This window comes from Mucilaginibacter sp. UYCu711, from assembly GCF_050433825.1.
Taxonomy (GTDB): domain Bacteria; phylum Bacteroidota; class Bacteroidia; order Sphingobacteriales; family Sphingobacteriaceae; genus Mucilaginibacter.
The window spans coordinates 119880-133100 of sequence record NZ_JBNPWM010000011.1 but is presented as its reverse complement, the minus strand read 5'-3'; the positions used below and the strand labels follow the sequence as shown (position 1 = coordinate 133100).

Annotated in this window: 10 protein-coding genes; 6 read left to right on the top strand and 4 right to left on the bottom strand. The window is 43.1% G+C overall.

Translation table 11 applies throughout. The features are described from left to right. Positions 1 to 127 precede the first annotated feature (127 nt). The 3 genes from ABIB50_RS21840 to ABIB50_RS21830 all read left to right on the top strand — a co-directional run bounded on the left by ABIB50_RS21840 (position 128) and on the right by ABIB50_RS21830 (position 2655). The gene (locus ABIB50_RS21840) at positions 128 to 571 is read left to right on the top strand and encodes a DUF4395 domain-containing protein (protein WP_429383291.1); all 444 of its coding nucleotides are present in this window, start codon (positions 128 to 130) and stop codon (positions 569 to 571) included. A 66-nt stretch (positions 572 to 637) separates the two neighbouring features. Next, positions 638 to 1462, top strand: a complete 825-nt coding sequence (locus ABIB50_RS21835; protein ID WP_429383289.1) for an SGNH/GDSL hydrolase family protein — start codon at positions 638 to 640, stop codon at positions 1460 to 1462. A gap of 11 nt (positions 1463 to 1473) precedes the next feature. Further along, the gene (locus tag ABIB50_RS21830) at positions 1474 to 2655 is read left to right on the top strand and encodes a glycoside hydrolase family 27 protein (protein ID WP_429383288.1); all 1182 of its coding nucleotides are present in this window, start codon (positions 1474 to 1476) and stop codon (positions 2653 to 2655) included. A gap of 9 nt (positions 2656 to 2664) precedes the next feature. Here the strand turns inward: ABIB50_RS21830 and ABIB50_RS21825 are convergent, their stop codons facing one another. Continuing rightward, complete coding sequence (locus ABIB50_RS21825; RefSeq protein ID WP_429383286.1) at positions 2665 to 2901, bottom strand: hypothetical protein; 237 nt, start codon at positions 2899 to 2901, stop codon at positions 2665 to 2667. Between the two features lie 83 nt (positions 2902 to 2984). Next, positions 2985 to 3644 carry a metal-dependent transcriptional regulator gene (locus ABIB50_RS21820; protein WP_429383284.1) on the bottom strand — a complete coding sequence of 220 codons (660 nt, stop codon included), beginning with the start codon at positions 3642 to 3644 and terminating at the stop codon, positions 2985 to 2987. Positions 3645 to 3759: 115 nt separating this feature from the next. Between ABIB50_RS21820 and ABIB50_RS21815 the strand changes: the two genes are divergently transcribed. Beyond that, positions 3760 to 6219, top strand: coding sequence for a TonB-dependent receptor (locus tag ABIB50_RS21815; protein ID WP_429383282.1), 2460 nt, complete (start codon positions 3760 to 3762; stop codon positions 6217 to 6219). 250 nt (positions 6220 to 6469) lie between these two features. On the opposite strand, the gene ABIB50_RS21810 is transcribed toward ABIB50_RS21815, so the two are convergent. Together ABIB50_RS21810 and ABIB50_RS21805 are read right to left on the bottom strand one after the other, a co-directional pair. Continuing rightward, complete coding sequence (locus ABIB50_RS21810; RefSeq protein ID WP_429383280.1) at positions 6470 to 8926, bottom strand: glutaminase domain-containing protein; 2457 nt, start codon at positions 8924 to 8926, stop codon at positions 6470 to 6472. 420 nt (positions 8927 to 9346) lie between these two features. Further along, entirely contained in the window at positions 9347 to 11515 is a 2169-nt protein-coding gene (locus ABIB50_RS21805; RefSeq protein WP_429383278.1) for a hypothetical protein, read from the bottom strand. Positions 11516 to 11764: 249 nt separating this feature from the next. On the opposite strand from ABIB50_RS21805, the gene ABIB50_RS21800 reads away from it, so the two are divergent. Both ABIB50_RS21800 and ABIB50_RS21795 read left to right on the top strand, forming a co-directional pair. Further along, complete coding sequence (locus ABIB50_RS21800) at positions 11765 to 12217, top strand: VOC family protein (RefSeq protein ID WP_429383276.1); 453 nt, start codon at positions 11765 to 11767, stop codon at positions 12215 to 12217. 318 nt (positions 12218 to 12535) lie between these two features. Next, a complete protein-coding gene (locus ABIB50_RS21795; RefSeq protein WP_429383274.1) occupies positions 12536 to 13057 on the top strand; it encodes a 2'-5' RNA ligase family protein in 522 nt (173 codons plus the stop codon). Positions 13058 to 13221 lie beyond the last annotated feature (164 nt).

The following is a 13221-nucleotide window of genomic DNA, read 5'->3' as shown; positions in this document are numbered from 1 at the left end:
AAATACTGATAATCAGTAACTTAGTATCAAAAGTCTATTTAGAACTGTTCGGTTACGTTACAGTGTACCGTACAGTAGCGAACAATGTTACATTAGTATTTAACCGGTTAATTTTTTAGAATTGCAGATGAACAACGATCTGGAATGCCCGGTAGATTTTGTAACCATAAACGAAAACCGGGCGCGCATGGTAGCGTTTTTGGTGCTGATGCTTGTAGTGTTATGCTTTGGTACTGCTAACTGGTTAATAGCTGCTTTTTTGCTGGTTGACTTTGCCTTGCGGAGTTTTTACTTGAATAAGTTTAGTCCGCTGGCTATTATAGCGGGTGTGCTGATTAAGCTGCTCCAATTAAAAAACAAACCTGTGGACCGTGCCCCAAAGCGTTTTGCCGCATTTGTTGGCTTAAGTTTTATGGTGATGATATTGTTGGCATTGCTTACCGGTTTTATAACTACAGCGAAAGCCGTGCTTATTGTAATTATGATATTTGCTGCCTTAGAATCATTAGCCGGGTTTTGCGCCGGTTGTTATGTTTACAGCTATTTAAAACGATTTGGGTTGATAAAATAACAGCGGGTAATTTAAAAATTCTGTTTATGTTAGCTTAAATTATCCCACCAATGGTAATTTATCTCCATGAAAAAACTGGCCTTCATAGTATTTACAGCATGCCTGTTAACATCCTTTAAAGAAAAAGAGTTAACCTGGATTGCCATAGGCGATTCTATCACCTATTTAAATGATCATAAAAACGAAACGCAGAACCGATTAACCCGTGGTTACTTAACACAGGTTACAGAGCAGCTGCCAAATATTCACTACGTCAACAAAGGTTACAACGGCTGGACATCGGGCGGGATAGCTAACCATATTGATAGCCTGGGCTTGGTTAAAGCCGATATTTACACCGTGTTTTTAGGCACTAACGATTGGTGGCAGGGCCGGCCAATTGGCACTTTGGACGACTATAAAAACAACGCCGGCAATAAAACCATTTATGGTTCTTTCCGCATTATTATTAATAAGCTGCGCGCGTTAAATCCGGATGCTAAAATTGTGTTGATGACGCCTTTACAACGAGTTGATTTTGTTTATTTGTTTGATAAGCGCAACAACGCTTTTGGATCATACCAAACAAAAAATGGGCAAACACTGGAAGCTGTTGCTAACGCGATAGTGGAAGTAGGCAAATTCGACAAGATCCCGGTAACGGATCTTTACCATAACAAAGATTTTACGCTGGAGCAATTAGTGAAGTTTAAACGGCTTAAAGATCCGGCTACGGGTACTTATACAGATTATCCTTACCCTAAATTTATCGGGATCCCCTTTAACCCGGCAACGGATGATTATCCTTATCCGATGGAAGCAATAGATCTGACTTACGACGGCCTGCACCCGTCTGATACGGGTTGTGAAATAATAGCTAACAGCCTGGTTAAAATAATGAAGCAATTTTAATTTAAATAAACATGAGAAAAACCATCATCGCGTTAGCAATTGTTACAGGCCTTGGCTTTACAGCAAAGGCACAGTACAAAGCAGTTACCAAAACACCGCCTATGGGTTGGATGAGCTGGTTCCCGTTTATTGATAAGATAGATGAAAAAAAGATAATGGCCGTTGCCGACGCGATGGTAAAAAGCGGTCTTAAGGATGCCGGCTATAAACTGTTACAACTTGACGATGGCTGGATGGCAGCCAACCGCGATGCCGAAGGTCGGCAATATGCTGATACGTCACGCTTTCCGCATGGCATGAAGTACCTGGCAGATTATGTGCACGCGCGTGGATTAAAGATCGGCATCTATTCGTCAAACGGAATGAAAACCTGTGCAGGTTACCCGGGCAGTTATGATCACGAAGAAAAAGACGCCCAAACCTACGCAGCGTGGGGAATTGATTATTTAAAATATGATGCCTGCGGCGAAAAGGAAAAACATACCGACCGCGAACTGCACACCCGCATGAGCAAAGCCCTGCAGGCAACAGGCCGGCCAATTATGTTTGAGATCTGCATCTTTTCGAGTCCCACAACACATTTATGGGGCGCAGAAATTGCGGATATGTGGCGCACCGGCGGCGACATTGTAAAGTTTATAGACCGTACACCCGAGGTAACCTATAAAAACTGGTACACCAACCTTCAGCAGGTTGTGGGCAAAGAAGACTATGCCGGCAACGGCCATTGGAATGACCCGGACAATTTGATTGTTGACTACCCGCGCAATAATAAGCAAACTTACGAGGAGCAAAAGGCCCAATTTAGTTTATGGGCCGTCGTATCTGCCCCGCTGATATTGGGTAATGATGTGCGCAGTATGTCTGCAGCGACAAAGAATATCTTGTTGAACAAAGAGATCATAGCCATTGATCAGGACGCTGCAACCAAACCAGGCACAAGATTGTTGAGCGACGACAAAAGGGAGATCTGGGTAAAGCAATTAAAAGATGGCTCGAAGGCGGTTGCGCTTTTTAATAAAGAAGATACCGGCGCGACTTTAACGCTGAATTTTAAAGACATCGGCGCAGCCAAAAAAACAAAAATAAGAGACTTGTGGGCACATGCTAACAAAGGCATATTTAACGGCGCTTATAAAGCAATAGTAGCGCCCCATGGTGTAACGATGATAAAGCTGACTGCGGTTAAATAACCGGATTGTTTAAACCGTTATGCTGATCTCTACGCCGCCATAATTGCGCAACACATCAACCGCTTCCTGCATTTCGCGGGGCGAATCGGCGTGCGCCTTAAGTATTACTTTTTCCTCGCCTGGGGTTACCGGGGTTATACTGATATCTCCCTCTGTAAATTCCATATCCTGGCCCAAAAGGTATTCTTTCGCGTCTTCTGCGTGGTACATGTTTTCAAATATGGCGGTTGCGGTGTGTAATCTCATAGTACAGCAACACCATAACTTTAAAACTGTTTTATTTTAACCCCAGCCGCAGCGCCAGCTTCTTTACCGGCATAGCTAATTCGCTATTCGTCTACTAAAATATTTTCTCCAAATTTTTGCGAGACGGTTGTTTTTTCTTTTCCGCCGATACTGATAACCAGTGAATTATCGAAAGGGATTTTTTCTACCAGGCGGATGCTTGTGCCTATGCCTATATTCAATTTAAGCAGATATTGTAAAAATGTGCTGCTGGTGTCCTTTACCGCGGCTACCCGGCAGGTTGCACCGTCTTTTACGTTAGCTAAGGTAACCGAGAATGATTTAGGAACTTTGCCGTTTGCTTTTGGTATGGGGTCGCCATGCGGATCATATTCAGGGAAGCCCAGGAATTTGTCCAGCCGGTCGGCAAGCGTATCATCCTGGATATGCTCCAGCTCTTCGGCTATATCGTGAATCTCGTCCCAGTTATAATTTAGCTTTTCCAGTAAAAAAACCTCCCATAGCCGGTGTTTCCGTACGATCTGGATGGCATCGTTCAAGCCGCTTCCCGTTAGTTTTACCCCTTCGCGCTTATCATAATCTATCAGTTTTTTGTCTGATAATTTCTTAATCATATCAATAACCGATGCCGGGTTGTTCTTCAGCATTTCGGCAATAGCGGTAGGCGTTATCTTAACATCCGCATTTTGCGAAATACGAAAAATAGCCTTCAGGTAATTTTCTTCGGTGAGCGTGTGCACCATAAAAGGATCTTTTTACAAACATAACGAAATTTGCCTCGTTATAAAAATTAGATTAACCTAATTTTATTTAATTGATTGACTAAATATTATTTATATGTTTGCTAAAATTTAAATCGTGAAAATATCTTACCTAACTTATTTGCTTATCCTAATCAACTTAAATTGTTTCGGACAAAACTTTTCAATATCCGGGACGGTAAAAGACAAGCTGACGCACGAGCCGGTTATGTATGGTACCGTTACTATCCCCTCATTAAAAACTGGCACTGCTACAAACGAAAAAGGGCGCTTTACTTTAGTTGTACCGTCAAACAGGGACAACACCGCCCTGGTTATATCTTGCATTGGTTACCAAACGGATACCATAATACTAACCGGCCCGAAGGACAATCACGAGATATTTTTGCACCCCGATAAAAAAGCATTAAACGAAGTTGTAGTTACCGGCGTATCCCGTGCTACGCTGGCGCGAGAAAACCCGATACCCATAATTAGTGTATCTGCTAAAAAAATGGAGCAGGCCACCGAAAGCAATATTATTGATGTACTGGTAAAAAATGTACCCGGGTTAAACGCCGTTAAAACCGGGCCCAATATCTCCAAGCCATTTATACGCGGCCTGGGTTATAACCGGGTACTCGCCCTTTACGACGGCATAAGGCAGGAGGGCCAGCAATGGGGAGACGAGCATGGTATTGAAGTTGATGCATATAATATTGACCGCGCCGAGGTGGTTAAAGGACCGTCGAGCCTGATATATGGATCGGACGCGCTGGCGGGGGTAGTTGGGTTGATACCTGCCATGCCTGCTGATACCGACAGAAAGATACATGGTAAATATTTTACCGAATACCAGGGCAATAATGGTTTGATTGGCAACGGCCTGCGCCTCACTTACGCTACATCCCATTGGAGCTACGCTTTAAGGGGATCATACCGCATAGCTAAAAATTATACCAATAATATTGATGGCCGGGTGTATAATACCGGGTTCAGGGAAACCAACGCGTCGGCAAGTATAAAACATACCGGCAGCACAGGTTATACATCGCTCAATTTCACCCTTTACGATAACCTGCAGGGTATACCCGATGGCAGCCGCGACTCGTTAACCCGCAAATTCACGTACCAAACGCTTGAGGGTAATGTTGATGATATTTTAAACAGGCCGCTGGCATCAAACACCCAATTAAACTCCTACCAGCTTAGCCCGCTGCACCAGCATATCCAGCATTACCGAATTTATACTAAGAACCATTACCGAATAGGTGGTGGTGATATCGATGCCTTACTTGCTTTCCAGCAAAATGTGCGGCGCGAGTATAATCACCCCGGTACCCTAGCGCAGGCGGGTTTGTTTGTGCGTTTAAATACCATAAACTATCGGGTTAACTACAACGCGCCCGTATTTGCGCATACCGAACTATCATTTGGGGTTAACGGGATGTATCAAAACAACCGCAGTAAAAATGCTACCGACTTCCCCATCCCCGACTATAACTCGTTCGACGCCGGGGTATATGGTTTTGCCAAATGGAAATACAACCGCTGGACAATAGGCGGCGGCCTGCGTTACGACCAACGCTACCAGCACGGCGACGATTTTTATACCAAAACAGACCCGGCGACAAATTTTAGCAGGCATGTACAGGGGCAGGATATTGCCGGCGCCAAACTTCAGTTCCCGGCGTTTAGTAAAATTTATCATGGTTTATCAGTAAGCCTGGGTAGTACCTATGCCATCAATCAGCAATTAAATTTAAAAGCCAACATAGCGCGGGGGTACCGCGCACCAAGTATTACCGAGTTTGCATCAAACGGGCTCGACCCCGGCGCGCATATTGTTTACCTGGGCAACCGTAACTTTGGCCCCGAGTTTTCTTTACAGGAGGACCTGGGTATAGAAGCTAATATGGTTGATATTTCGGCTACGTTCAGCCTGTTCAATAACAATATCTCCAACTACATTTATTTATCGCAACAGGTTGACGCGGGAGGCAATGCCATAGTTGACGCGCAGGGAAACAAGACCTACCAATACCAACAGGCTAAAGCGCAATTATACGGCATTGAGGCCACTTTTGGCCTGCACCCGGTAGCATGGAAGGGTTTCGCGTTTGACAACTCGCTGGCGGTTACTTATGGCTTTAACCGCAACGCCGCTTTTAAAGACAAAAAACTGCAGGGCGAATACTTGCCGCTTATCCCGCCATTGCATTTTTTAAGCAGCATTAGCCAGGAATTGAAACTTAATGGCGGTACTTTTAAATCGCTTAACTTAAAAGCAGAGGCTGATATCAATGCCGCACAAAACCGTTACCTGGCATTAAATAGTACAGAAACCCATACCACGGGCTATACGCTATTTAGCTTATCAGCAGGTACAAGTATCCAATACTCGGGCGAACATAAACTGCAATTACAGGTACAGGTAAATAACCTTTTTGATACCGCTTATCAATCAAATTTAAACCGGTTGAAATATTTTGAGTATTACAACGCATCGCCAAATGGTAGTTCGGGGATCTATAATATGGGGCGCAATATTTGTGTTAAAGCTATTGTTCCGTTTTAGGGAGATTCACTTGGCAAATTAACCCACTAAGCACTTAGTTCCCTCAGGGTCTCTCACAGAGGACCCTGAGGTTGCGCTGAGAAATCCTCAGGGTCCTTTTCAAGAGACCCTGAGGGGACAACAATACATACCGCGTGTAGAAGATCCTTCGCTATGCTCAGGATGACAAACAAAAAAAGGCCCGTCCCCACAATTGTCGGGACGGGCCTTTTTCTAATCACTAATCTTCTCCCGATAGCTATCGGGACTACTATTTCTTAGCCAACGTTTTATCATGAAGCAACTTCATGAAATACCCGCCGACAACGCTACGGGCCTGGAAGCCTGTTTGCTTGCCGCTCTTGGTGTCGTGCCAGTCGCTAAGCGGAACGCGGGTTGGGGTTTCTAAAGCATATTTATAAACCGGGTCAACCAGTTGGTTAAATTCTGCACGGGTTGGGGCAAACGTTGCGGTCCAAAGTATCCAGTCAGATTTTGTATAATCTTTACGGCTATCCAATGGTAAACCATACTTGTTTTGTATGCTGATATAATATTTGGTCTCGGTATCATAAACCGACTGCGGGAACAAATTCAGCTTTAACACTTTATCCCAAACCAGGTTATATTTCTGGCTCCAGGTACCCGGGTTTTCAAACGTAAGGGTATAGTGGTCCTTGTCGCCTGCCAGTTTCATCCAGCGGCCCACCATGTCTTTAGCAATAGCACGGTATTTTGTGGCAGTAGCTTTATCGCCCAGAGCATCTGCTAATTGCGCGTAGCAGCCTATGCCTACAATAGCTTTCACAGATAAGTTTGCATTACGCGCCAGGTGGCCCGCAAAATCATCGGTACAAAGCTGGTTAGCCGGGTCAAAGCCTTCAGTGGTTAAATAGTTAACCCAGGTGCTTAACGTTTTCCAGTGCTTTTTAGCGTATGATGGATTGCCTTCGGCATTAGCAATGGCAGCAGTAAGGATGATCATGTTACCCGATTCTTCAACCGGCATGCCTTCGCCATAAGTCTGGCCATTGGCATGCGGGTAAGTGCCCAGATCATGCGCGGCATAGTTACGTCCATATTTACCACTCTCGCTAAAGTAGAAGATCCCGTTAAGCATACCTTCCATCAACTTAGGGTTGTAGATAAGGTATAACGGAGCCGATGGGTAGGTAACGTCAACCGTGTTAACAAAACCACCGCTAAAGTTTTCTTTTGAGAACCAAAGGATCTCGCCCTGCGGGCTTTTTACCAATATATGCGCCGCTATGCTTTGGCGATAGGCCAGTACGCACAATTCGGCATAATCTTTACCGCCTGCTTTAACAGCATCGGCATACATAGTTTTGTTAAACGCAACGCATCTTTGCAAGGTCACCGGGTAATCGGCAGCAGCTTTGGTTAACTGGCCCTCAAAGGTTTCTTTACCCGAGTTGTTCCACCATGCCCTTAAGTTGGTGTTAAAGTACTGCATGGCGTAAATATCATCATAACCTACCTCGATAAATTTAGCTACAGAAGTAGCGCCAACTTTACCAAAAGGAATGATCGTATTCAAAGCCAGCTTAGTGCCTTTAAAAACAGTATTTGAGGCAACACCTGTGCGGAATGCGTTAACCGCTTCTTTCTCGGTAGTAATAAACTGGGTAGCATTAACAGCTTTAGGTGCCGCTACATACATATAACCCCAGTCAATGCGTACGCCGTCGCCTGCTTTTTTAAGGATAGCCTGCTCATCAGTACCTGCTTTCAGGATAGATAATGCGGCAGTGCTGTATTTGGTGGCGGTAACCGGTTGTTTAGGCTGATCGACAGCCAGATCTGTTGATGCGCTGAAAAACACTTTTACATTATGCGTTTTGCCATCATTGGCTTTTACCCTGTAGGTAATGTACGTTACCGGGCGGGATAATAAATTCAAATCAGCCAGTAACAACGGCGAAGTAAATGTCAGGTCCAGATCAACCTTACCGGCTTTAAAGCTGTAAATGGTTTGCGTAGCAGTAACGCTTACGCTTTTCTGATCGGCAACCTCCAACGCTTTGGTAGTTGGTTTCTCTTTATCAACTAAACCTATATCGGCACGGGCGCCGCCGCCGGTATTTACTACATGCATGGTGATGATATTCTCGCCTATTTTAAGGCGGTCCTTATCCATCGCGATCATCTCAAAACCTTTGCTTACGCCTACCCTGTCAAATAAGGATTTGCCGTTAAGCGTAACTTCAACATCATCATCCCATGATAATTTCAGGAACAGTTTGTTGATATCATCAGTTTGGGTAATATTAAATACCCTTCTTACCCAGATATCTTTAGTGCGCCATTTGGTTTTGTCGGTACGGGCATCGCCAATTGGTGATGAGCCTTCGCGCCAGCTCGTAGCAGCATAATTTGAAGCTGTCCAGTCGCCTTCCGGTTTGGTGAACGTATATTTTACGGTGTAATCCTTCTCGTCTGATGCCGGTAACACTGTACGGTATTGCTCGGCATCTTTACCTAAGAAACGGTAATCGGTACCATCAACGTTTATTATACCTATTAGTGATTGGTCGGCGCCGGTCCAGTGCGTGGTGGTCGATTCGGCCAACTTATCAGAGTTTGACCATACGCTGAAATAGGTATTATGCGTTATCAGCGGATATGAAGGCGCTTTCCTGTCCTGCGCCACCGCGTATTGAATGGTTGATAAAAGTACTACGATGCCAGATAGCAGATTTCTTTTCATGAATGTAATGTTTGATATGTACCGTACAATTGGTTTATTAGGTAACAACTGCCCGTTTAGCGCCGTGCAGTAGAAACATTAGCTAATTAACGGCATTTTAAGCTAAAAGCTGACATTTATTTTCAATATCCTGGTGCTATAGGTGCAAGTGTTTTGTTTCATGCGGATGTGAAACAGGTGAAACAAGTGAAACAAGATTATTGTATAAAAATTTGATTAACAGTAGATTATAAAAAATGAGTGAAACAAAATGAAACAACTTTTAAGTAAGGTTATTCAAGTATAAAATATATTTAAATGCTTGATAATTAACAAATTAATAAACACCTATTTTTCCATCGTTTTTGTTTCATGGAACAGGCCGTGTGAAACAAAAAAAGCCCGATCATACGATCAGGCCCCTCTTCTTTTTTACAGCTATTATATCTCTAACTTAATACCCCCACCAAAGAAACGTTTATCTTCAGCCGAATATCGTGGGATGTTCCCCTCTATTAACTGTACTTGCTGGTACAGGTTGCGGGCGTTTATAAATACATCCAGGTACCTTACCATTTTTAGCGGCTTTAAGCGGTAACCCAGGTATACGTTTTGCAGTTTAAGACCCTGGATCATATCGTTATATACAGTATAATTACCGTTGCCATTTCCTACAGGTGCATGGTATACCCCGCGGTTCATGTCATATACCAGGCCAACGCCTGCAAAGGCTTTATTGTAGCTAACCTGGCTGGCAAACCCGGCGGTAATAAGGCTCTTGCCCGGGTAAAATATCCGCAATTGGGTAAGCGTATAATTATTCTTAAAGCCTTTATTAGTAATATAGGCACCGTTTAAACCGGCGGTCCATTTAAATTTACCGTTGCCGGGTAAAGTATAGTTTATACCCAACCTATGCGTAACTATATTAGCAGTAGTTGATCTTGCAGTATCTGTTTGCGGCGATACAGTACCCTCTATATAATAAATAGCATTAAATTTCGCATTGCTGTAGTTGTAGCTAAATGATAATCCCTTTTTAAACATCGAATAGGTTAAGCCACCCTGTATCTGGTTGTATGTTTGGTATGGGTTTATTGGCTCGCGTAAAAGAGGGGTGCCGGCACCTGCCACGCTAAAGGTTCCACGATAATATGGAATCTCCAGTAAAGTGCCCGTAAAATCTGCTGCATACGACATGCCGCTTGCATACGAGCCATAAAGCGTTAGTTTCCTAAGCAGCATTACAGAGTCGGTAGCCCCAAGCGTGCGCAAAATGTCGACATTTAATGATGCAAAAGGCAATATTTTAGGTGTATTTGATCCGTTAAATGCCGGCGTATTGGTATTCAATATTTTTTGCGCGCCAACCTGCAGCGATACCATATCAACATAGTTTATTGTAACCGATGGCGTTATAACAAATAGCCTTTGCTTTTGCAGACTTGCTACTGTATTACTATTTGTAAAGGTAGTTACCCGCGTAGTTACATACTTTGCCGAGTCATCCGTTTGGCGGTATAGTGCGTTAATATTGGCGTTAAAGGTAAAATCTTCATTGTCATCCAAAGTGCCCTGGTAGGAAAAATCATCTTTAACTATCAGGTTGTTTATTGTAGTTGTACTATCAATAACGGTACTTTTTGGAGTAAGTATCGCATTAGGGTCAAGAATGGTCCAGTTAGACTTATATCCCCGGCGCTGAAACCCTGCGCTTAAGTTATTGGTAAACAGATCGGCAATGTTACTTTTAAACTGAATGTTACCATAGCCCAGGTTTTGGCTGATACTTCTTTGATCTGACGCGCCGGAACGGACAGCATTATTAAAAATGTACGATTCTTTATCCTTTTGCGGCACATATCCGGCGTTAATACTTAAAGTATTATTATCATCCAAATTAATATCTAAGTAGCCGTTAAATTTAAAACGGTTGCCCGCTAATGGCTTAAAAGTTTCATAAATATCTTTATTCCAATACTGCGGGAACACATTGTGCTGGATATCGGCAGACAAGCCCGCTTTTATAGTTTTTGTATTGGTATAAGCCGATATATAATATTGCTGGTAAAGATCTTGTGTACTATTACCTTTATTATTGCTGTTACCGGATGTTGTGGCGTTGTAACCATAATATTTTCTTACCTGGTTAACTTGCCCAGCCGCAATGATGCCCTTACGGTTAGGGCCGCCGCGCTTGGTTTTAACCAATACCAATACCTGCAATGGCGTTATGCCATTTAAAGTAGTGGCGGCGTTTTGTACAATGGTTATCTCGTCGATATCATAAATGCTGTAGGCGTTAATATCGGTATTTAAAACACCATCAATAACGTAAGCAAACTTTTGCTGCTGGCCATATACACCATTAAAGTATAAAGTAACGGCCTCTTTCAGATCGGTAAAAGGCATTTTTTCCAGGTCGGCAGCGTGGATAGTGATGGCTTGGGTAAACTTCTTTTTCATGGTGATACGGCCCAGGTCGTAAACAGCGGTATCGGGCAGTGTAGAATATACCGGCATGTTTGCCGTGGTGTCAGTTTGTGCTTTTACCGGGCTAAAAAACACGGTTAACAGCAATAAGGGACATGCAAGTAAGGTTGCTTTCATGCAGTGAGGGTTAAGGGTTTAACTGGTAGGTTAATAATTAGTTACCCAAATGTAATACTATTATTACAATAATAATATTTATTAAATAATTTATGATGGACATAATTGGGTTGATATAGAATGGCTAAAAAACGAAAATTAGAGCAAAAACCTCAAATTGACTTTCGTATGTTTGAGTTATACGTAACTATTATTCAGAACCGAACAGACAGTAACGAGAGTGAATGAAATTTAATAAAGACTAAAACAATGGCAAATAACAAATTACTAAGAATGGACAATGTCAGCATTGTTGTAGAATCACTTGATGATGCTATTTCGTTTTTCACAGAGATCGGCCTGAAGCTGGAAGGGCGAGGGAGAGTAGAAGGAGAATGGGCTGGTCGTGTTACCGGACTTGATTCTCAGTGCGTAGAGATTGCTATGATGGCTACTCCGGATGGCCACAGTCGACTCGAACTTTCAAAATTTATCACACCTCCTATTATATCAGATCACCGGACAGCGCCTGTGAACGCCCTTGGTTATCTACGTGTCATGTTCACCGTTGAAGACATTGACGAAATGGTATCCAGGCTAATCAAGCATGGTGCTCAATTGGTTGGAGAAGTGGTTCAGTATGAGAACTCGTATCGGCTTTGCTATATTCGTGGAACCGAAGGACTTCTTATTGGCCTTGCAGAAGAACTCGGCAAAAAATAAGTAATTGATCTTTTATAAAAATGTTTCAGCGGTGAATTAAAAGTAATAGGTTTTAAACTTTTGTCCCCTCAACTTTTGTCCCCTCAGGGTCTCTCGAAGAGGACCCTGAGGTTGCCCGTCACTCCTCAGGGTCCTTTACAAGAGACCCTGAGGGAACAGAATACTATTATTACAATAATAGTATTTATTAATAATTTATGGTGGAGATAATTGGGTGGTTGAAAGCGTATTATTAGGCGATGTATTGATGGATTTATATTAAATTCAGCATTTATTTTGATATTACTAATTTATCAAACCCACTCTATTTACCACTAAATGCAACCTGCAAGGCTACAGCTTACTTTATTTGTTTCGCATCAAAATCAGGTAATTGAAAAGATCAGGTTACGGTATAACCCCGTACAGTTTGATTTGATAGCGGCCCACGTAACCTTATGCCGCGAGCACGAGCTTGTGCCGATGGATATGATCATTGAAAACATACATACACTTGTAAACCATATGCCAATTAAAATTGAATTTGGGCCACCCGCGAGATTTGACAATGGCAAAGGTGTACTGATACCGGCAAAAAAAACAAACCCGGAATTTTATGAATTGCGGCGACTAATTTTAAACGGAACCGACCAATTGCCCACCGCCCAACAACCACACATTACATTAATGCATCCCCGAAACTCAACCTGCACCGATGATGTGTTTAATGAGATAAAAAACAACACGCTGCCAACCCAACTAACTTTTGATACCATTAGTTTGATAGAACAAAGAGATGGTGGCAGATGGACAGTGTTGGAGGAGTTTGAGTTTGGTAATAAACGCCTCAAGCCACGGTAAAGCGTGATCTTACCGCGCCATTATAAATCATAATGCCGCCTTTGTCCCCTCAGGGTCTCTCGAAGAGGACCCTGAGGTTGCACGTCACTCCTCAGGGTCCTTTACAAGAGACCCTGAGGGAACAGAGTTGGGAACAAAGTTTTAAGGTACTGCTAACCTATTCC